This is a genomic window from Pseudomonas sp. KH_024_B2, assembly GCF_057839965.1.
On sequence record NZ_CM174502.1, the window covers coordinates 5,482,160 to 5,500,408 of the forward strand.

24 protein-coding genes are annotated in these 18,249 nt (G+C 57.7%); 15 read left to right on the plus strand and 9 right to left on the minus strand.

The features are described 5' to 3' along the window. Nucleotides 1–38: 38 nt before the first annotated feature. The 10 genes from AC3I0A_RS25480 (at nt 39) to AC3I0A_RS25525 (ending at nt 7,068) form a co-directional block, all read left to right on the plus strand. Nucleotides 39–737 carry a YggS family pyridoxal phosphate-dependent enzyme gene (locus tag AC3I0A_RS25480; protein WP_489375275.1) on the plus strand — a complete coding sequence of 233 codons (699 nt, stop codon included), beginning with the start codon at nt 39–41 and terminating at the stop codon, nt 735–737. A 34-nt stretch (nt 738–771) separates the two neighbouring features. Further along, on the plus strand, nt 772–1,590 hold the full coding sequence (proC, locus tag AC3I0A_RS25485; protein ID WP_489375276.1) for a pyrroline-5-carboxylate reductase: 819 nt from the start codon (nt 772–774) through the stop codon (nt 1,588–1,590). A gap of 24 nt (nt 1,591–1,614) precedes the next feature. Further along, on the plus strand, nt 1,615–2,202 hold the full coding sequence (locus AC3I0A_RS25490) for a YggT family protein (protein WP_489375277.1): 588 nt from the start codon (nt 1,615–1,617) through the stop codon (nt 2,200–2,202). Beyond that, a complete protein-coding gene (locus tag AC3I0A_RS25495; protein WP_489375278.1) occupies nt 2,202–2,498 on the plus strand; it encodes a DUF167 domain-containing protein in 297 nt (98 codons plus the stop codon). Before AC3I0A_RS25490 ends, AC3I0A_RS25495 begins: the two co-directional genes overlap by 1 nt. A gap of 180 nt (nt 2,499–2,678) precedes the next feature. Continuing rightward, complete coding sequence (metX, locus tag AC3I0A_RS25500; RefSeq protein ID WP_489375279.1) at nt 2,679–3,821, plus strand: homoserine O-succinyltransferase MetX; 1,143 nt, start codon at nt 2,679–2,681, stop codon at nt 3,819–3,821. A 25-nt stretch (nt 3,822–3,846) separates the two neighbouring features. Continuing rightward, nucleotides 3,847–4,467, plus strand: a complete 621-nt coding sequence (metW, locus tag AC3I0A_RS25505; RefSeq protein ID WP_489375280.1) for a methionine biosynthesis protein MetW — start codon at nt 3,847–3,849, stop codon at nt 4,465–4,467. A 26-nt stretch (nt 4,468–4,493) separates the two neighbouring features. Further along, nucleotides 4,494–4,928: a DUF4426 domain-containing protein gene (locus AC3I0A_RS25510; RefSeq protein WP_489375281.1), complete on the plus strand. Its 435-nt coding sequence runs from the start codon at nt 4,494–4,496 to the stop codon at nt 4,926–4,928. Further along, nucleotides 4,928–5,521, plus strand: a complete 594-nt coding sequence (rdgB, locus tag AC3I0A_RS25515) for an RdgB/HAM1 family non-canonical purine NTP pyrophosphatase (protein ID WP_489375282.1) — start codon at nt 4,928–4,930, stop codon at nt 5,519–5,521. Before AC3I0A_RS25510 ends, rdgB begins: the two co-directional genes overlap by 1 nt. Then, a complete protein-coding gene (hemW, locus tag AC3I0A_RS25520; RefSeq protein ID WP_489375283.1) occupies nt 5,518–6,720 on the plus strand; it encodes a radical SAM family heme chaperone HemW in 1,203 nt (400 codons plus the stop codon). Before rdgB ends, hemW begins: the two co-directional genes overlap by 4 nt. A 24-nt stretch (nt 6,721–6,744) precedes the next feature. Beyond that, a complete protein-coding gene (locus AC3I0A_RS25525; protein WP_489375284.1) occupies nt 6,745–7,068 on the plus strand; it encodes a DUF3392 domain-containing protein in 324 nt (107 codons plus the stop codon). On the opposite strand, the gene AC3I0A_RS25530 is transcribed toward AC3I0A_RS25525, so the two are convergent. Then, nucleotides 7,065–7,559 carry an Lrp/AsnC family transcriptional regulator gene (locus AC3I0A_RS25530; RefSeq protein WP_489375285.1) on the minus strand — a complete coding sequence of 165 codons (495 nt, stop codon included), beginning with the start codon at nt 7,557–7,559 and terminating at the stop codon, nt 7,065–7,067. The two genes, AC3I0A_RS25525 and AC3I0A_RS25530, sit on opposite strands and share 4 nt — an antisense overlap. Nucleotides 7,560–7,687: 128 nt before the next feature. Here AC3I0A_RS25530 and AC3I0A_RS25535 point away from each other — a divergent pair, with 128 nt between their 5' ends. The 3 genes from AC3I0A_RS25535 (at nt 7,688) to AC3I0A_RS25545 (ending at nt 10,426) form a co-directional block, all read left to right on the plus strand. Next, on the plus strand, nt 7,688–8,452 hold the full coding sequence (locus tag AC3I0A_RS25535) for a HalD/BesD family halogenase (protein ID WP_489375286.1): 765 nt from the start codon (nt 7,688–7,690) through the stop codon (nt 8,450–8,452). Between the two features lie 120 nt (nt 8,453–8,572). Beyond that, a complete protein-coding gene (glyA, locus tag AC3I0A_RS25540; RefSeq protein ID WP_489375287.1) occupies nt 8,573–9,805 on the plus strand; it encodes a serine hydroxymethyltransferase in 1,233 nt (410 codons plus the stop codon). Between the two features lie 21 nt (nt 9,806–9,826). Beyond that, nucleotides 9,827–10,426, plus strand: coding sequence for a LysE family translocator (locus AC3I0A_RS25545; protein ID WP_489375288.1), 600 nt, complete (start codon nt 9,827–9,829; stop codon nt 10,424–10,426). A gap of 76 nt (nt 10,427–10,502) precedes the next feature. Here the strand turns inward: AC3I0A_RS25545 and trmB are convergent, their stop codons facing one another. The 4 genes from trmB to AC3I0A_RS25565 all read right to left on the minus strand — a co-directional run bounded on the left by trmB (nt 10,503) and on the right by AC3I0A_RS25565 (nt 12,766). Further along, a complete protein-coding gene (gene trmB, locus AC3I0A_RS25550; RefSeq protein WP_489375289.1) occupies nt 10,503–11,228 on the minus strand; it encodes a tRNA (guanosine(46)-N7)-methyltransferase TrmB in 726 nt (241 codons plus the stop codon). Nucleotides 11,229–11,237: 9 nt separating this feature from the next. After that, nucleotides 11,238–12,032, minus strand: a complete 795-nt coding sequence (locus tag AC3I0A_RS25555; RefSeq protein ID WP_489375290.1) for a thiazole synthase — start codon at nt 12,030–12,032, stop codon at nt 11,238–11,240. A gap of 71 nt (nt 12,033–12,103) precedes the next feature. Next, a complete protein-coding gene (gene thiS, locus AC3I0A_RS25560; RefSeq protein WP_489378599.1) occupies nt 12,104–12,304 on the minus strand; it encodes a sulfur carrier protein ThiS in 201 nt (66 codons plus the stop codon). 90 nt (nt 12,305–12,394) lie between these two features. Continuing rightward, nucleotides 12,395–12,766 carry a DUF423 domain-containing protein gene (locus tag AC3I0A_RS25565; protein WP_489375291.1) on the minus strand — a complete coding sequence of 124 codons (372 nt, stop codon included), beginning with the start codon at nt 12,764–12,766 and terminating at the stop codon, nt 12,395–12,397. A 74-nt stretch (nt 12,767–12,840) separates the two neighbouring features. Between AC3I0A_RS25565 and mtgA the strand changes: the two genes are divergently transcribed. Then, the gene (gene mtgA, locus AC3I0A_RS25570; RefSeq protein ID WP_489375292.1) at nt 12,841–13,563 is read left to right on the plus strand and encodes a monofunctional biosynthetic peptidoglycan transglycosylase; all 723 of its coding nucleotides are present in this window, start codon (nt 12,841–12,843) and stop codon (nt 13,561–13,563) included. Nucleotides 13,564–13,751: 188 nt separating this feature from the next. Here the strand turns inward: mtgA and rpoH are convergent, their stop codons facing one another. From rpoH to ftsY, 4 genes are all read right to left on the minus strand, one after another. Next, entirely contained in the window at nt 13,752–14,606 is an 855-nt protein-coding gene (rpoH, locus tag AC3I0A_RS25575) for an RNA polymerase sigma factor RpoH (RefSeq protein WP_123426423.1), read from the minus strand. Between the two features lie 116 nt (nt 14,607–14,722). Beyond that, complete coding sequence (gene ftsX / locus AC3I0A_RS25580; protein ID WP_489375293.1) at nt 14,723–15,745, minus strand: permease-like cell division protein FtsX; 1,023 nt, start codon at nt 15,743–15,745, stop codon at nt 14,723–14,725. After that, nucleotides 15,742–16,413 carry a cell division ATP-binding protein FtsE gene (gene ftsE, locus AC3I0A_RS25585; RefSeq protein ID WP_489375294.1) on the minus strand — a complete coding sequence of 224 codons (672 nt, stop codon included), beginning with the start codon at nt 16,411–16,413 and terminating at the stop codon, nt 15,742–15,744. Before ftsE ends, ftsX begins: the two co-directional genes overlap by 4 nt. Further along, nucleotides 16,410–17,936, minus strand: a complete 1,527-nt coding sequence (gene ftsY, locus AC3I0A_RS25590; protein ID WP_489375295.1) for a signal recognition particle-docking protein FtsY — start codon at nt 17,934–17,936, stop codon at nt 16,410–16,412. Before ftsY ends, ftsE begins: the two co-directional genes overlap by 4 nt. Between ftsY and AC3I0A_RS25595 the strand changes: the two genes are divergently transcribed. Further along, complete coding sequence (locus AC3I0A_RS25595; RefSeq protein ID WP_489375296.1) at nt 17,935–18,078, plus strand: hypothetical protein; 144 nt, start codon at nt 17,935–17,937, stop codon at nt 18,076–18,078. The genes ftsY and AC3I0A_RS25595 overlap by 2 nt on opposite strands. Nucleotides 18,079–18,249 lie beyond the last annotated feature (171 nt).

The following is an 18,249-nucleotide window of genomic DNA, read 5'->3' on the forward strand; positions in this document are numbered from 1 at the left end:
AGAATGCCGCGAACCTCAGACCCGCTGGCGCACATTGAATGTCCACGATAGCAGACAACATCGCTCTGGTTCAGACGCGGATCCACGCGGCGGCACTTGCCGCGCAACGTGACGAAAACAGTGTCCACCTGCTGGCCGTGAGCAAGACCAAGCCCGCCGAGGCGCTGCGCGAGGCTTACGCTGCGGGAATCCGCGACTTCGGCGAGAATTATCTGCAGGAAGCCCTGGGCAAACAGCTCGAATTGGCCGATCTGCCCTTGAGTTGGCACTTTATCGGCCCCATTCAATCGAACAAGACTCGTGCTATCGCCGAGAACTTCGCCTGGGTGCATTCAGTGGATCGCTTGAAAATCGCACAGCGCTTGTCCGAACAACGCCCTGCCGAACTGCCACCGCTGAATATCTGCATTCAGGTCAATGTCAGCGGTGAAGCCAGCAAATCCGGCTGCACCCCAGCCGATTTGCCTGCCCTGGCCAGCGCCATCAGCGTCTTGCCGCGCCTGAACCTGCGCGGTTTGATGGCTATCCCTGAGCCGACTGACGATCGCGCCGCGCAGGATACTGCCTTTGCTGTCGTGCGCGACTTGAACCAGAGTCTGCAAGACAGCCTGAATCTGCCACTCGACACACTGTCCATGGGCATGAGCCACGATCTCGAATCGGCCATCGCCATGGGCGCCACCTGGGTACGAATAGGCACCGCATTATTTGGCGCCCGCGATTACGGTCAACCCTGACGTGGCTGACTCACCTCTCTATAAGGAACCTGTCATGAGCAAGACTCGTATTGCCTTTATTGGTGCCGGCAACATGGCCGCCAGCCTGATCGGTGGCCTGCGCGCCAAGGGACTGCAAGCGGCGCAGATCTGCGCCAGTGATCCGGGCGCCGAAACCCGGGCCAGGGTCCATGCTGAACATGGCATCGAACTGTTCGCCGACAACGCCGAAGCCATTCAGGGCGCCGACGTCATCGTACTGGCGGTCAAACCCCAAGCGATGAAGGCTGTTTGTGAAGCCCTGCGTCCAAACCTGAAACCGAACCAACTGGTGGTGTCCATCGCCGCCGGCATCACCTGCGCCAGCATGAACAACTGGCTCGGCGCTCAGCCGATCGTGCGTTGCATGCCCAACACCCCGGCGCTGCTGCGTCAGGGCGTGAGCGGCTTGTACGCCACTGCCGAAGTTTCCGCCCCGCAGCGTCAGCAAGCTGAAGATCTGTTGTCGGCCGTTGGCATTGCCCTGTGGCTGGATCAGGAGCAGCAACTGGACGCCGTCACCGCTGTCTCCGGCAGTGGCCCGGCGTACTTCTTCCTGCTGATCGAAGCCATGACCGCCGCTGGCGAGAAGCTTGGCCTGCCACGGGAAACCGCCGCACAACTGACCTTGCAAACCGCCTTGGGCGCCGCGCACATGGCCGTCGCCAGTGATGTCGACGCCGCGGAACTGCGTCGCCGCGTGACCTCACCTGCGGGCACGACCGAAGCGGCCATCAAATCGTTCCAGGCCGGTGGCTTCGAAGCCCTGGTAGAAAAAGCACTTGCCGCCGCTGCGCACCGCTCGGCCGAAATGGCCGAACAACTTGGTCGCTAATCAGCTCTTACAAAGGAATCAATGATGCTCGGACTCAATGACGCTGCCATTTTCGTGATTAAAACCCTGGGCAGCCTGTACCTGCTGATCGTGCTGCTGCGCTTCATCCTGCAACTGGTTCGGGCGAATTTCTACAATCCGCTCTGCCAGTTCACCGTGAAAGCCACTCAACCGTTGCTCAAGCCACTGCGCCGGGTAATCCCGAGCATGTTCGGGCTGGACATGTCGTCACTGGTACTGGCGCTGATCGTGCAAATGGTGCTGATAGCGATCATCCTGCTGCTCAAAGGCTATCAGGTCGACTTGCTGCTTTTGGCGCCTTGGGCACTGATCAGCATCTTCTCGCTGTTTTTGAATATTCTGTTTTACGCAATGATCATCAGTGTGATTCTGTCCTGGGTCGCCCCGGGGAGCCACAATCCGGGCGCAGAGCTGGTCGCTCAGATTACTGAGCCGGTACTCGCCCCATTCCGACGTATCGTGCCGAACCTGGGCGGCCTCGACATCTCGCCGATCTTCGCGTTTATCCTGATCCAGTTGGTGCAAAGCTGGCTGATTCCGCGCCTTGCGTACTATGCCCTCATGCCAAAGGAGCTGATCGGGCTGATCTGATGAGCTACTTTCGCTGGGACGGTGATGATTTGATTCTGGAATGTCACCTGCAACCGGCGGCCCGCAGCGATGATTTCTGCGGGCTGCACGGGGATCGGCTGAAGATCCGCCTGACCGCGCCGCCGGTCGAAGGCAAGGCCAATGCGTATCTGATGGCGTTTCTGGCCAAGGCGTTCGGGGTTTCCAAGAGCCAGGTGAGTCTGATCAGCGGTGAGTTGAATCGGCAAAAACGGGTTCGGGTGAACTCGCCAAAGAAGCTGCCGGAGTTGCCGGATCTGGTGCGACAGCCTGACTGACAGCGTCATCGTTCATCGCGAGCAGGCTCGCTCCCACAATGGAATGCGTCCCCTGTGGGAGCGAGCCTGCTCGCGATTGCCGCGCCTCGGTATACCTGAAGAAAATCATCCCCGACCTTCGCTTGCCGCTGGGGGCAGCGGTCTTTAGACTTACGCCTCATTTAAGCGAGAGCAGGGTCGATGTCCACTGTCTTTCCCCACGATTCTGTTGGTCTGGTGACGCCGAAAATGGCGCACTTCAGCGAACCCCTGGCCCTTGCCTGCGGTCGTTCCCTGCCTGCCTACGATCTGATCTACGAAACCTATGGCGAACTGAACGCCACGGCCAGCAATGCCGTGCTGATCTGTCACGCGCTGTCCGGCCACCACCACGCGGCGGGCTTTCATAGCCCGAATGAGCGCAAGCCCGGTTGGTGGGACAGCTGCATCGGCCCCGGCAAACCGATCGATACCAATAGATTCTTCGTCGTCAGCCTGAATAACCTCGGCGGCTGCAATGGCTCCACCGGCCCGAGCAGCATCAACCCGGAAAGCGGCAAGCCGTTTGGCGCCGATTTCCCGGTGCTGACCGTGGAAGACTGGGTTCACAGCCAGGCGCGCCTTGCCGACCTGTTGGGTATCGGCCAGTGGGCCGCGGTGATCGGCGGCAGCCTGGGCGGCATGCAGGCCTTGCAATGGAGCATCACTTACCCTGATCGCATTCGCCACTGCCTGGCTATCGCCTCAGCGCCGAAACTGTCGGCGCAGAACATCGCCTTCAACGAAGTGGCGCGGCAGGCGATCCTGACCGACCCCGAGTTCCATGGCGGCTCTTTCCAGGAACAGGGTGTGATCCCCAAGCGCGGGCTGATGCTGGCGCGGATGGTCGGGCATATCACCTACCTGTCGGATGACTCCATGGGCGAGAAATTCGGCCGTGGCCTGAAGAGCGAAAAGCTCAACTACGACTTCCACAGCGTCGAGTTCCAGGTTGAGAGTTACCTGCGTTATCAGGGCGAAGAGTTTTCCGGACGTTTCGACGCCAATACCTACCTGCTGATGACCAAAGCACTGGATTACTTCGATCCAGCGGCGAACTTCGACGATAACCTGGCGAAAACCTTCGCTGGAGCCAAGGCGAAATTCTGCGTGATGTCCTTTACCACCGACTGGCGTTTCTCCCCGGCCCGCTCGCGGGAACTGGTGGACGCGCTGATGGCGGCCAAGAAAGACGTCTGCTACCTGGAGATCGATGCTCCGCAAGGCCATGACGCCTTCCTGATTCCGATCCCGCGTTACTTGCAGGCGTTCAGCAACTACATGAATCGAATTTCGCTTATATGAGCCACTATCACTTGGGGAGAAAGCCATGAGAGCCGATCTGGACATCATCCAGGAATGGATCCCCGCTGGCAGCCGCGTGCTCGACCTCGGTTGCGGTGATGGCGAACTGCTGACCTGGCTGCGGGACCACAAGCAAGTCACCGGCTATGGCCTGGAAAACGACCCGGACAACATCGCCGAGTGCGTGGCCAAAGGCATCAACGTCATCGAGCAGAACCTGGACAAGGGGCTGGGCAACTTTGCCAGCAACAGCTTCGATGTCGTGGTCATGACTCAGGCCCTGCAAGCCGTGCATTACCCGGACCGGATTCTCGACGAAATGTTGCGGGTCGGTCGTCAGTGCATCATCACCTTCCCCAATTTCGGTCACTGGCGCTGCCGCTGGTACCTGGCCAGCAAAGGCCGGATGCCCGTTTCGGACTTCCTGCCCTACACCTGGTACAACACGCCGAACATCCACTTCTGCACCTTCGAAGACTTCGAAGCCCTGTGCCGTGAGCGCGAAGCGCGCGTCATCGATCGGCTTGCCGTCGATCAACAACATCGGCACGGGTGGGCCAGTAAGCTATGGCCTAATCTATTAGGTGAGATCGGCATCTACCGTGTCAGCAGTCCGGGCCTGCAGGATCACCAGATCGCGGTGTAAACCACGCTACTTCGAGGAGAACGATCATGGGTCGTTTGGCTATTTTTCTACTCACTGCCTGCCTGAGCGTGGTCGCCCTGGCGGCCGATGAAATCAAGGGCGAACGCAAGGAAGTGTTCGGTGACATCACCGTGCACTACAACACCTTCAACTCGACGTTCATTCAGCCGGAGATCGCCAAAGCCGCCGAACTGGTGCGCAGCAAGAATCAGGGCGTGATCAATATTTCCGTGCTCAAGGACGGCAAGCCACTGGTCTCTGACGTCAGCGGCACGGTCAAGGACCTCATCAGCGCTCCGATCCCGTTGAAATTCAAGCAGATCACCGAACAAGGCGCGATCTACTACATCGCGCAGTTCCCTGTGAAACAACAGGAAACCCGCACCTTCACGATCAACGTTAAAACTGGCGACAAAACCAACAGTTTCAGTTTCAACCAAGAGCTTTTCCCGGGCGAATAATGAATTTCACGCAACTCGTATTGGCCAGCCATAACGCCGGCAAACTCAAAGAACTCCAGGCCATGCTCGGCGAATCGGTGCGATTGCGCTCGATCGGCGAATTCAGCAGCGTCGAGCCGGAAGAAACCGGTCTGTCGTTCGTCGAAAACGCCATTCTCAAGGCCCGCAATGCCGCGCGCATTTCCGGTCTGCCGGCATTGGCCGATGATTCAGGGCTGGCAGTGGACTTTCTCGGCGGCGCGCCCGGCATCTATTCGGCGCGCTACGCCGATGGTCAGGGCGATGCGGCCAACAACGCCAAGCTGCTGGAGGTCTTGAAGGATGTACCTGAAGCCGAGCGCGGCGCGCAGTTCGTTTGCGTGCTGGCCCTGGTGCGCCATGCCGATGACCCGCTGCCGATTCTCTGTGAAGGGCTGTGGCACGGCCGTATCCTGACCCAAGCCAGCGGTGCACACGGTTTCGGCTACGACCCGCTGTTCTGGGTCCCGGAGCGCGATTGCTCCAGTGCCGGGCTGAGCCCGAGCGAAAAGAACCTCATCAGCCACCGCGCCCGCGCAATGGATTTGCTGCGCCAGCGTCTGGGCCTGAAATGACCCGGCAATCCCCTGCGCAGCCGCTGATTTTCGGCGGCCCGCAAACGCCTCGCGCAGCCCTGCCCCAGCTGCCACCCCTGGCGCTGTACATCCACATCCCGTGGTGCGTGCGCAAATGCCCGTATTGCGACTTCAACTCCCACACCGCCAGCCCCGTGCTGCCGGAACAGGACTATGTCGACGCGCTGCTGGCCGACCTCGACCAGGACCTCCACGCCGTTTATGGCCGTGAACTGAGCTCGATTTTCTTCGGCGGCGGCACGCCCAGCCTGTTCAGCGCCGACGCCCTGGGCCGTCTGCTCAAAGGTGTGGAACAACGCATTGCGTTTGCCAGCGACATCGAAATCACCCTGGAAGCCAACCCCGGAACCTTCGAGCAGGAAAAATTCGTCGCCTACCGCGCTTTGGGCATCAATCGCCTGTCGATTGGCATCCAGAGTTTTCAGGAAGAAAAACTCAAGGCGCTGGGCCGGATCCACAATGGCGACGAAGCCGTACGTGCCGCCGGCATGGCCCGTCAGGCGGGTTTCGACAACTTCAATCTGGACCTGATGCACGGCTTGCCCGATCAGTCCCTGGACGACGCCTTGAGCGACCTGCGCCAGGCCATCGCGCTGAAGCCGACCCATCTGTCCTGGTATCAGCTGACCCTGGAACCGAACACGGTGTTCTGGAACCAGCCGCCGACACTCCCCGAAGACGACACCCTGTGGGACATTCAGGAAGCCGGTCAGGCGCTGCTGGCCGAGCACGGTTACGCCCAGTACGAAGTATCGGCTTATGCCCTGCCCGGCCGACCGGCGCGGCATAATCTCAACTACTGGAGCTTTGGCGACTTCATCGGCATCGGCGCTGGCGCCCACGGCAAACTCAGCCATCCGGACGGGCGTATCTTGCGCACCTGGAAAACCCGCCTGCCCAAGGACTACCTCAATCTGGCCAAAAGCTTTCAGGCCGGCGAGAAAGCCCTGAGCAACGAAGAGTTGCCGTTCGAGTTCCTGATGAACGCCTTGCGCCTCACCGATGGCGTCGAGGCGGCGCTGTTCGCCCAGCGTACCGGGCTCAGCCTGGAAAGCCTGGCCGACGCGCGCCAACAGGCAGAACAAAGTGGCTTATTGCAGGTCGAACCTACACGCCTGGCGGCCACCGCCCGAGGGCAGCTGTTCCTCAATGACTTGCTGCAATATTTTCTGATCTGACTTTCAAGAACTAAGGGAAATCGAATGGATTTGGTACTCGACCTGCTCGCCACCGTGTCCCGCTGGAGTCGCAGCAACCTATCGGAAATCTCTCTGGCGCTTGTCGGTTGCCTGCTGGTGCTGTTCGGCGCGGATATCAAAGGCTGGGTCGAACAACGCCTGGGCAGCATCGCCGGCGCCCTGCGCGTACCGCTGATGGCCCTGCTGTGCCTGATCGGCAGCGGCCTGGCGCTGATCTACGCAACGCCCTGGATCATCAAAGGCCTGAGCCAGTTCAACAACTACAGCCTGGCGCCGGTGTTGTTGGTGGTGCTGGTGTTGATCGGCGTCGTAGCAGACCGCCGCTAAAACTGCAGCAACTTGTGCTCCATCGCTTTGATCAACGATGTATGAGTCACCGCCATCGATACAAAGCGACTCAGCAGTTCGTCCAGGTGCTCCACAGACCGCAGATACATCACACAGACAAAATCGTCATCCCCCGTCACCTTGAAAAAGGTGGCGCACTCCCCCGTCACCTTAAGCAGTTGCTCCACTGTTTGCATCTGGCCCGGGTAGCAGCGCATCCGAACAATCAACTGCAGCCGGTAACCGAATGAGTCGGGATCGACATCAACGCAGTAACCCCTGATAACCGTTTTCTCAAGATGCTTCAGACGCTCACCACAACTGGGTGCAGATAGACCGACCTGTCGGCTCAATGCCTTGATAGACAACCTGGCATTGCAGCTCAGCGTGGCAATGATGGTTTTGTCGAACTGGTCAAGCACCACCTCTTTTTTAACAAGGTTTTTCATCGTGTCGGCCTTCTGTAAATAGGTCTGTGGCGTTGCGCTCATTAGTCTTGTCGCGCAGGAATAAAATTCATAGCACACCAAAGACTGTACTCATACACTCAATCAACCACTGAACAGCGTTATAGAAAAAGACTACAAGAAATACAGAAACAGATGACGAGGTATCAAAAATGAAACTTGAACCCGACGAAAACCTGTTCGCCTGTTACCTTTCAAACCTATTTTCGGAACAGCGTGTATTTACACTGAGAAACACTTTCGCCAGAGACGGCCTTATTAAACTTAATGACATTGCCGACATTGAGCTTAAAGCGCTAATAAGAAAAGAAGTCCTGACACTGCTTGATCAACAAGGAGAACGTCGAGACTTGAGGCTGTCTACTACCGACAATAGCCCGAGGCACATGAGTGTTGTACGCAGTGAATGGATCGCCCGGCAAAAAGGGCTTATATACAAGCTTTCACGCTCGCCCAATCTACTCGGACTACTGTCGCGCATTGCGGGCACAGAAGTCATTCCTCAAGTTTCAACCGATGAAGAGTTCCTGATCACCCGGCAGGAAAAGAAAGGCGATACTCATGGTTGGCACTGGGGCGATTACAGTTTCGCACTGATCTGGATTATCGAGACGCCGCCGATTGCTTGCGGCGGCATGCTTCAGTGCGTACCTCATACCCACTGGGACAAAACCAATGCACGAATTAACGAAATACTCTGCAGCCAGCCGATTAGCACCTATGGGTTCACCACCGGAGATATCTACTTTCTTCGTACCGACACCACACTGCACAGAACCATCCCACTCAATGAAGATATCACCCGAATTATTTTGAACATGACGTGGGCTGACAAACAACTGATCGATAAACCGCTGTCCGGTAACGATCGATGGTGGGAAGACAAAGACGCTGAAGCTGCACGAACGGACAAATAAACTTCAGGCCTCTGAAATAGCGAGTCCCTTATGCATGACCCACAATGTTTGAATAGCGCTGCACAGTTATTGGAAAGTGCCGGCTCGTCCCGGGCGATGGCTGACTTGGTAAGAGATGCCGTGAGCCGTAATGAACGCTGGCGTGCCCGACAGTGCATCAATCTGGTTGCAGCCGAAGCGCCATCAAGCCTCGCGACAAGGAGCCTGCTGGCGAGTGAAATTGGAACCCGAGCCTCAGGCGGGCATATCGGGCGCGATAATCGGTTTTTTACCGGCATGGACGTCATCGATGAAGTTGAATCACTCTGCATAGAACTGTTGAAAAAAGCCTTCCGCTGCCGCTACGCCGACCATCGTTTAATGGGCGGGATGGCCGGTGTCATGACCGCTTATACTGCACTGGCATCGCAGGGGGATGCCGTTATGACCGTGCCGCTTCTACACGGCGGGGACTCCAGCCACAGAAGTAATGGCCCGCCGGGAGTCAGAGGCCTAGAGATCATTGACCTGCCTTTTTGTCCCTCGACAAACGATATTGATATTGATCAGTTCAAACGGATAGCGACGTATTACAAACCGAAAATCATCGGCATCGGGATGACCCTGACGCTTTTCCCGTTACCGTTAGCGCAGATAAAGGAAATCGTCTCGCCGTGGGGCGGCAAGGTTTACTTCGATGCAGCGCATCAACTGGGGCTGATTGCAGCCGGGCTTTTCCAGGATCCCCTTAGAGAAGGGGCTGACCTGATGACTGGATCTTCGGGTAAAACGTTCAGCGGCCCTCAGGGTGGGATCATCGTTTGGGATGATCAGAAGTTGAGTGAAGCTATTTATCGCAGCCTTTTCCCGACGCTAACCGGCAGCCACCAAATCAACCGTGTCGCCGCCTTGGCAGTGGCCACTACGGAAATGCTGGAATATGGCAAGGCTTACATGTCGCAAGTCGTGAAAAATGCTCAACAGTTGGGGAGGGAATTATATGAACGAGGCGTGAATGTTCTGTTTCAGGAACAAAATTACACTACCACTCATCAGATCGTCTTCCTGCCCACTTACCTGGATAGCGCCGCGTATGAAGTGCGGCTGCTGGAGTCAGCCAATATCATATGCAATAAAACACTCCTGGTTTTTGGGCCATCGAAAGATCGACATCAAAACCAATACGCTATAAGACTGGGCACCACCGAAATCACAAGACTAGGAATGAAAGAACAGCACATGGCGTGGATTGCAGAAAAAATCGTCGAGACGCTGCAACATTCACGTAGCCCCCTCTTGATTGCTCAAGATGTAGTCGAGTTCATGAAGGACTTCCGCACCCTGTATTTCTGTCACGACACAGGCACTCATTGAAGCTCTCTTTAAGGTCTTGCCATGAGTATTTTGACCACGGTTTCATTCTCTTTCCTGATAACGGCCTGCGCGTTACTTGCAAGTCCTGGCCCGGCGACCATGGCATTGGCGGCCAGCGGGGCGGCTTTCGGACTGAAGCGATCGCTCAAGTTCTTTGCGGGAATTATTACAGGACTGACCATCGCAATAATCTCGGTGGCGTCTGGAGTCTTGTTGCTGATACAGAAAATCCCGTTCATCGCCACAGGTCTAGGTCTGATATCAGCCGCCTACATTGTGCTACTTGCCTGGTCGATTGCCCGAACGCCGCCTATTAGCAGCGCAACAACAGTTTCAGCACCGCAATGGAATGCCGGGTTTATTATTGGCTTTACCAACGTAAAGGCTTACGCAGTCTTTGCGGCGCTGCTGGGAGGATTTCCGTTGGATTTGCCACAGCCATGGGATTTGTTGTTCAAGGTTGGTAGCTGTCTGGGAATCTGTATTACGTTTGATTTTATCTGGCTATTTTCCGGCAATAATTTAAGACGGTTTTTTATCCGGCCAGGCTGGAATCGAACACTCAACATTAGCTTTGCTGTGTTGATGGTATCCAGCGTCGCCTGGTCGCTACTGCTTTGAGTTTGAAACCGTACGAGCGCTGAGTTGATTGGGAGTACGAGGGTACATAAGGGAGCGGGCCGGCCGCTCCCGGACATTACGCCAGCTTTTCGAACTTCAAATCCCAAACCCCATGCCCAAGACGTTCGCCACGGCGCTCGAACTTGGTGATCGGGCGTTCGGTCGGGCGCGGGACGCATTTGCCGTCTTCGGCGAGGTTGCGGTAGCCCGGCGCGACGTCCATGACTTCCAGCATGTACTCGGCATAGGGTTCCCAATCAGTGGCCATGTGCAACACACCGCCGACTTTCAACTTGCTACGCACCAGCTCGGCAAAGGACGCCTGAACAATGCGACGCTTGTGGTGACGGCTCTTGTGCCACGGATCCGGGAAGAACAGCAGCAGGCGATCGAGGCTGTTATCCGCAATACACCGATTGAGCACTTCGATCGCGTCGCAATCGTAGACTCGCAGGTTGGTCAGGCCCTGAGTCAGCACGCCATTGAGCAGCGCGCCGACACCCGGGCGGTGCACTTCAACGCCGATGAAGTCCTGCTCAGGTGAAGCCGCCGCCATTTCCAGCAGCGAATGCCCCATGCCAAAACCGATCTCCAGGGTACGCGGCGCGGAACGCCCGAACACCTGGTCGAAATCCACCGGCGCATCGGCCAACGGCAGAACGAACAGCGGCGTACCTTGCTCCAGACCTTTGTGCTGGCCTTCGGTCATACGCCCGGCGCGCATCACGAAACTCTTGATGCGGCGATGCTGGCGTTCTTCACCTTCTGCAGGCGCGATTGGCGTGTCGTTTGATTCAGTCATCAATGGCTCTTACTTGATCAGACCATCCAGCGGCGAGGAGGCGCTGGCATAAAGTTTTTTCGGCATGCGCCCGGCGAGATAGGCCAGACGACCTGCAACAATGGCGTGTTTCATGGCTTCGGCCATCATAATCGGCTGCTGCGCATTGGCGATGGCCGAGTTCATCAGCACCGCTTCGCAACCCAGCTCCATGGCGATGGTCGCGTCGGAAGCGGTACCGACGCCGGCATCCACCAGCACCGGGATCCCGGCTTCTTCGAGGATGATCCGCAGGTTGTACGGATTGCAGATCCCCAGGCCGGTACCGATAAGACCCGCCAACGGCATCACGGCGATGCAGCCGATTTGCTCCAGTTGCCGGGCAATGATCGGGTCATCGCTGGTGTAGACCATCACGTCGAAACCATCCTTGACCAGCACTTCGGCGGCCTTGAGGGTTTCGATCACGTTGGGGAACAGGGTTTTCTGATCAGCGAGGACTTCCAGCTTGACCAGGTTGTGACCATCCAGCAGTTCACGGGCCAGACGGCAGGTGCGCACGGCTTCGATCGCGTCATAGCAACCGGCGGTGTTCGGCAGGATGGTGTAACGATCCGGCGGCAGGATATCGAGCAGGTTCGGCTCACCCGGATTCTGGCCGATATTGGTCCGGCGCACGGCAACGGTGACGATCTCGGCGCCCGAGGCCTCGATGGCCAGGCGGGTTTCTTCCATGTCACGGTACTTGCCGGTGCCTACCAGCAAACGCGACTGGTAAGTACGACCGGCCAGGACGAAGGGCTTATCGCTACGAACGTTGCTCATGGGAAATCCTCTGTTGGGGTGAGGTTCTGCAGGCTCTTGTAGATAGTTTTGGTGCTGAATGACCGGGAGACCTAGCCGCCGCCGATGGCGTGTACCACTTCGACCTGGTCGCCTTCACTCAGGGAAGTCGCGGCGTGCTGACTGCGCGGGACGATATCCAGATTGAGTTCGACCGCCACCCGGCGCCCGGTCAGATCCAGACGGGTCAGCAGGGCCGCAACGGTTTCGCCGTCGGGCAGTTCAAAGGATTCACCGTTCAACTGAATGCGCATGCCGGATGCCGTCATCATTTTAAGGGGCCAGCATTCTAGCCCGATCAGTCCGGCTGACCCAAGCCATTCGTCATGAAATGGACCGCCCGGTCAGCTCAACCGCCAAGCGGCAAGTCCGAGGCAGAACCAGCCGACCAAAAAGGCCAGACCGCCAAATGGCGTGACAATGCCCAGCTTGCTGACACCGGTCAGGGTCAACAGGTACAGGCTGCCAGAGAACAGCAGGATGCCGATGGCGAATGAAGCACCCGCCCAGGTGATCAAACGGCCGGGAATCTGTGTGGCCAGTAACGCAACACCAATCAAGGCCAGCGTATGCACCAATTGATAGGTAACCCCTGTATGAAAAATCGCCAGGTATTCCGCACTCAGGCGACTTTTCAGGCCATGAGCGGCAAACGCGCCGAGGGCAACGCCGGTAAACCCGAAGAAGGCAGCCAGCATCAGAAAGCCACGCAGCATAAGGAACTCCAGTCAGAATCATTCAACAGGGTCTGTATAATGGCCGGCTCTCCCGGTTCGGCCAAGCCATCTCTATGCTGCGTTTATTTTTTCGTCGTTTCACCAAAGCCCTGCTCTGGTTCGCAGTTGGCAGCGTTGTGCTGGTGCTGGTGTTTCGCGTCGTTCCACCACCGGGGACGGCCTTGATGGTCGAACGCAAAGTCGAATCCTGGTTCGACGGCGAGTCTATCGATCTGCAACGCAGTTGGCAGCCATGGGACGAGATCTCCGACGACTTGAAAATCGCCGTGATTGCCGGCGAGGACCAGAAGTTCTCCGAACATTGGGGCTTTGATTTCGGCGCCATTCAAGCGGCGCTCGCGCATAACGAACGCGGCGGATCGATCCGCGGCGCCAGTACGCTAAGCCAGCAGGTGTCAAAAAACCTCTTTCTATGGTCCGGCCGCAGCTGGCTGCGCAAAGGGCTCGAGGCCTGGTTTACCGGGCTGATCGAAATCCTTTGGCCCAAGCAACGGATTCTTGAAGTGTATCTCAACAGCGTGGAATGGGATGACGGGGTGTTCGGCGCTGAAGCTGCCGCGCGCCATCATTTTGGGACTAGTGCAGCCTCATTGTCGCGCCAACAAGCCAGCCTGCTGGCGGCCGTACTGCCTAACCCGAGAGTGTGGAGCGCCGGGCACCCAAGCATTTACGTTGCACGGCGCGCAGGCTGGATCCGTCAGCAGATGGGCCATTTGGGTAGGGATAGTTATCTGGCGGGGTTGAACGATTCCCGCAAAGCGCCTTGGGCGCAGTGAGCACTGAAGATTCCCTGTGGGAGCGGGCTTGCCCGCGAAGGGGTCATAACATTCAACATCTTCGCCGACCATTACACCGCCTTCGCGGGCAAGCCCGCTCCCACATTGTTGGTGTGATAGTCAGGAATATCGAGTACAAACAAAAACGCCCCGATCAGATCGGGGCGTTTTTTTGTCTTATCGCTGCGTTAAGCAGCGATCGACAATTTGAGCTTGTTCATCGCGCTCTTTTCAAGCTGACGAATACGCTCGGCTGACACGTTGTACTTCTGCGCCAGGTCATGCAGCGTGGCTTTCTCTTCTGCCAGCCAGCGCTGATAGAGGATGTCGCGACTGCGATCGTCGAGCACTTCCAGCGCTTCGTGCAGGTTGCTGGTGGAATTATCGGTCCAGTCAGCATCTTCAAGTTGACGCGCCGGATCGTACCGGTGGTCTTCCAGGTAGTTGGCCGGCGACTGGAACGCGCTGTCGTCGTCTGCTTCCGCAGCCGGGTCGAAGGCCATGTCATGGCCGGTCAGGCGACTTTCCATCTCGCGCACTTCCCGCGGCTCTACGCCGAGGCTTTCAGCCACACGATGGACTTCTTCGTTGTTCAGCCAGGCCAGACGTTTTTTCTGGCTGCGCAGGTTGAAGAACAATTTGCGCTGCGCCTTGGTCGTGGCGACCTTGACGATGCGCCAGTTGCGCAGGATGAATTCGTGGATTTCAGCCTTGATCCAGTGCACGGCGAACGACACCAGACGCACACCCATTTCCGGGTTGAAGCGTTTTACCGCTTTCATCAGGCCAACGTTGCCTTCCTGGATCAGGTCAGCCTGGGCCAGGCCGTAGCCGGAATAGCTGCGGGCAATATGTACAACAAAACGCAGGTGGGCGAGCACCATCTGCCGAGCCGCCCCCAAATCCTGCTCATAGTAGAGACTCTCGGCCAGTTCACGCTCCTGCTCCGGCGTCAGCAATGGAATGCTGTTCACCGTGTGCACATAAGCCTCCAGGTTTGCACCCGGGACTAATGCATAGGCAGGTTGCAAAGAAGTGGTCATACGAAAAAACCTCCGACTCACATAACTCGTGCAGTTCAGCACTGCGAAAAATTGACCGGGAACCGATAGGACAAGTTCCCTAATAACGCTGAAAGGTCAATATGAGCAAAAAGACACTACTTCGGTGCCAGCTCACGTAGGTGACGTGCGACCGCAATCCATGCTCCGATATACCCTAATAGCACCGCGCCAAGCAAGAGCGACAGACCATCGGCGGATGGCACACCGGCCAGCGCAAAGTCACTGCCGTACAATCCGGCCAGCCCGACAACCGCATCGTTCAGCCAATCGAGGCCGAACGCCAATACTCCCCAGGAAAGAACCCCTGCACCGAAGCCATAAAGCGCACCCATATATAGAAAGGGCCTACGCACATAGCTGTCAGTGCCGCCGACGAGTTTAATCACTTCTATCTCTGTGCGGCGGTTTTCAATATGAAGACGAATGGTATTGCCTATCACCAAAAGTAATGCAGAAACCAAAAGCACGGTCAGACCGAACACAAAACGGTCCCCCAGCTTGAGAATCGCTGCCAGACGCTCGACCCAGACTAGATCAAGTTGTGCCTGCTGTACCTTCGGCAGCTCGGAAAGTCTTTGTCTTAATGCTTCAAGGGCCGGCTTGTCGACTTCCTTCGGAGTCACCAGAACCACGCCCGGCAATGGGTTCTGCGGCAGCTCCTTGAGCGCCTCGCCCAGCCCGGACTGCTGTTGAAACTCTTCCAGCGCCTGATCACGACCAATGTACTCGGCATCTGCAACGCCCGGCAGGCCCTTGATCTGCTCACGCAGTTGCTCGCCTTCGTTGGCGCTGGCATCGAGTTGCAGGTACAGGGAAATCTGCGCCGCACGCTGCCAGGAACCGCCGAGACGTTCGACATTGCTCAGCAACAGCGACAAGCCCATCGGCAAGCTGAGGGCAACGGCCATCACCAGGCAGGTGAAAAAGCTGCCGATCGGCTGTTTGCCCAGACGACGCAGGCTGTCCAGCAGGCTGGCGCGGTGGCTTTCGATCCAGGCATGCAGCAAGGTGCTGAAGTCCGGGCCGTCGTCATCGTCGTGTTTTTTCTTCTGCGGTTGCGGGTCGGCGGCTTTTGGCGCCACACGTTCGGAAACCTTGGGGCTGCGTGTCGCACTCATACCGCAGCCTCCCCGTCGCCGATCAGGCGGCCGCGTTGCAGGGTCAGCATGCGGTGACGCATGCGGGCGATCAGCGCCAGGTCGTGACTGGCGATCAGCACACTGGTGCCCAGCCGGTTGATGTCTTCGAATACACCCATGATTTCCGCCGCCAGACGCGGGTCGAGGTTACCGGTCGGTTCGTCCGCCAGCAGCAGGGCCGGACGGTGGACGATGGCGCGGGCGATGCCGACGCGCTGTTGCTGACCGGTGGACAGGTCGCCCGGGTACAGATCGGTTTTGTCCGAAAGCGCCACGCGCTCCAGAGCCGAATCCACGCGCTTGGCGATTTCAGCCTTGGACAGACCAAGAATCTGCAGCGGCAAGGCAATGTTGTTGAACACCGTGCGATCGAACAGCAATTGGTGGTTCTGGAACACCACGCCAATTTGCCGACGCAGGAAAGGAATCTGTGCGTTGCTGATCTGCCCCAGGTCTTGCCCTGCCAGCAGCAATTTGCCGGTGGTCGGGCGCTCCATGGCCAGCAACAGCCGTAACAAAGTGCTTTTGCCAGCGCCGGAATGGCCGGTGACAAACAAGAACTCGCCCCGACGGACTCGAAAGCTCAGCTCATGCAAGCCGACGTGTCCGTTCGGATAGCGTTTACCGACCTGTTCGAAACGAATCATGAACGCTCCCGCTCGGCAAAAAGTGCCTGGACAAAGGGTTCGGCTTCAAAAGTACGCAGATCATCGATGCCTTCACCGACACCGATGTAGCGAATAGGCAGACCAAACTGCTTGGCCAGGGCGAAAATTACCCCGCCCTTGGCCGTGCCGTCGAGCTTAGTCAACGCAAGACCGGTCAGCTCGACCGTCTGATGGAATTGTTTGGCCTGGTTGATGGCGTTCTGGCCAGTACCGGCGTCGAGCACCAGCAGCACTTCGTGCGGCGCATCGGCGTCGAGCTTACTGATGACCCGGCGTACCTTCTTCAGCTCTTCCATCAGATTGTCTTTGGTGTGCAGGCGACCGGCGGTATCGGCGATCAACACATCGATGCCACGGGCCTTGGCGGCCTGTACCGCATCGAAGATCACCGAAGCGGAGTCGGCCCCGGTGTGCTGGGCGATCACCGCAATCTTGTTGCGCTCGCCCCAGACCTGCAATTGCTCGACTGCTGCAGCACGGAAGGTATCACCGGCCGCGAGCATGACTTTCTTGCCTTCGAGTTGCAGTTTCTTCGCCAGCTTGCCAATGGTGGTGGTTTTCCCCGCACCGTTGACGCCGACCACCAGAATCACGAACGGTTTGTTCTGTGAGGTGATTTTCAGTGGCTGCTCGACTGGCTTGAGCATGTTCGCAAGCTCGGCCTGCAAGGACTTGTAGAGCGCATCGGCATCGGCCAGCTGCTTGCGCGCGACCTTCTGGGTCAGGCTCTGGATAATCACCGAAGTCGCTTCGACGCCGACGTCAGCGGTCAGCAGACGGGTTTCAATGTCTTCCAGCAGTTCATCATCGATCAGCTTTTTGCCGAGGAACAGGCTGGCCATGCCCTCGCCGATGCTGGCGCTGGTTTTGGACAGCCCCTGCTTGAGGCGGGCGAAGAAACCGACTTTGTTTTCTTCACTGCCGGCCGGTTCGGCGACTACGAGCGATTCGATCGGCGCCGCGGGTACTGACGCAACAGGCGCAGCGGCAATAACCGGCGCAGCGACGGGTACAGGTGCCGGAGCAACGAATGCAGCAATCACAGGCTCTGGAATATCAGGCTCGACAACAACCGATTCCACCGGCTCAACCAGCGGAACCGGCTCGACAACCAGCAGCTCTACCGCTTGCTGAGCGGCTGTCGGCGCAGGAATCGATGGCGTGATATGCGGCGCCAGCTCATCTACGACCAGCGAGACCGGCTCTTCCGCCACCGGCAGGACCAGCCAGGGCTTGTGCTCGACTTCCGGGGCCTGCAGCGTTTCTGCAACCGGTTCGGGCTCGGCTACTGGCTGAAACACCGGGGCGGCGACAGGCAGCACAATCGGCGCCGGCGCTTGTGCAACTGGCGCAGCTTCTATTACCGGCTCGGGAACGGCCTCAGGAAGTTGCTGTGGTTGTTCGACGACGGTTTCCTGCGGCTTTTTGCGCAGCCATCCGAACAGGCTTTTTTTCTCGCCAGCCGCAGCTGGGGTCTTCTTGTCGTCGTTGGAACCAAACATGGATGACGGCTATCTCAAGGTAGCGACGCGCCAATGTGGCGCCTCGGATAAATATTCAATGCAGAACAGACTGCGATTCACCCAGCTTGTTCACGCGCAACATTTTGTCGAGGTACTCATCGGCACCTCAAAGGTCGACTAATACGAAGGACTGGAACGGCATCGTCGGCGAAAACGCAGAGTTTAGCTGACAAACTCAAAGCTTCAGCCGCAAACCCATACAACCTGCCGACCGATCAAAGGCCTGATAGGCGTGGCCGCCAGTAAAACGGATCAGTATCCTAGCACCCTCTCGCCCGCCGACGCTAAGACC

Bases quoted from the DNA above. Each gene is read 5' to 3' on its own strand.
- AC3I0A_RS25480 (WP_489375275.1), top strand. From the start codon at position 39: ATGTCCACGATAGCAGACAACATCGCTCTGGTTCAGACGCGGATCCAC.
- proC (WP_489375276.1), top strand. From the start codon at position 772: ATGAGCAAGACTCGTATTGCCTTTATTGGTGCCGGCAACATGGCCGCC.
- AC3I0A_RS25490 (WP_489375277.1), top strand. From the start codon at position 1,615: ATGCTCGGACTCAATGACGCTGCCATTTTCGTGATTAAAACCCTGGGC.
- AC3I0A_RS25495 (WP_489375278.1), top strand. From the start codon at position 2,202: ATGAGCTACTTTCGCTGGGACGGTGATGATTTGATTCTGGAATGTCAC.
- metX (WP_489375279.1), top strand. From the start codon at position 2,679: ATGTCCACTGTCTTTCCCCACGATTCTGTTGGTCTGGTGACGCCGAAA.
- metW (WP_489375280.1), top strand. From the start codon at position 3,847: ATGAGAGCCGATCTGGACATCATCCAGGAATGGATCCCCGCTGGCAGC.
- AC3I0A_RS25510 (WP_489375281.1), top strand. From the start codon at position 4,494: ATGGGTCGTTTGGCTATTTTTCTACTCACTGCCTGCCTGAGCGTGGTC.
- rdgB (WP_489375282.1), top strand. From the start codon at position 4,928: ATGAATTTCACGCAACTCGTATTGGCCAGCCATAACGCCGGCAAACTC.
- hemW (WP_489375283.1), top strand. From the start codon at position 5,518: ATGACCCGGCAATCCCCTGCGCAGCCGCTGATTTTCGGCGGCCCGCAA.
- AC3I0A_RS25525 (WP_489375284.1), top strand. From the start codon at position 6,745: ATGGATTTGGTACTCGACCTGCTCGCCACCGTGTCCCGCTGGAGTCGC.
- AC3I0A_RS25530 (WP_489375285.1), bottom strand. From the start codon at position 7,559: ATGAGCGCAACGCCACAGACCTATTTACAGAAGGCCGACACGATGAAA.
- AC3I0A_RS25535 (WP_489375286.1), top strand. From the start codon at position 7,688: ATGAAACTTGAACCCGACGAAAACCTGTTCGCCTGTTACCTTTCAAAC.
- AC3I0A_RS25545 (WP_489375288.1), top strand. From the start codon at position 9,827: ATGAGTATTTTGACCACGGTTTCATTCTCTTTCCTGATAACGGCCTGC.
- trmB (WP_489375289.1), bottom strand. From the start codon at position 11,228: ATGACTGAATCAAACGACACGCCAATCGCGCCTGCAGAAGGTGAAGAA.
- AC3I0A_RS25555 (WP_489375290.1), bottom strand. From the start codon at position 12,032: ATGAGCAACGTTCGTAGCGATAAGCCCTTCGTCCTGGCCGGTCGTACT.
- thiS (WP_489378599.1), bottom strand. From the start codon at position 12,304: ATGCGCATTCAGTTGAACGGTGAATCCTTTGAACTGCCCGACGGCGAA.
- AC3I0A_RS25565 (WP_489375291.1), bottom strand. From the start codon at position 12,766: ATGCTGCGTGGCTTTCTGATGCTGGCTGCCTTCTTCGGGTTTACCGGC.
- mtgA (WP_489375292.1), top strand. From the start codon at position 12,841: ATGCTGCGTTTATTTTTTCGTCGTTTCACCAAAGCCCTGCTCTGGTTC.
- rpoH (WP_123426423.1), bottom strand. From the start codon at position 14,606: ATGACCACTTCTTTGCAACCTGCCTATGCATTAGTCCCGGGTGCAAAC.
- ftsX (WP_489375293.1), bottom strand. From the start codon at position 15,745: ATGAGTGCGACACGCAGCCCCAAGGTTTCCGAACGTGTGGCGCCAAAA.
- ftsE (WP_489375294.1), bottom strand. From the start codon at position 16,413: ATGATTCGTTTCGAACAGGTCGGTAAACGCTATCCGAACGGACACGTC.
- AC3I0A_RS25595 (WP_489375296.1), top strand. From the start codon at position 17,935: ATGGATGACGGCTATCTCAAGGTAGCGACGCGCCAATGTGGCGCCTCG.
- ftsY (WP_489375295.1), bottom strand. From the start codon at position 17,936: ATGTTTGGTTCCAACGACGACAAGAAGACCCCAGCTGCGGCTGGCGAG.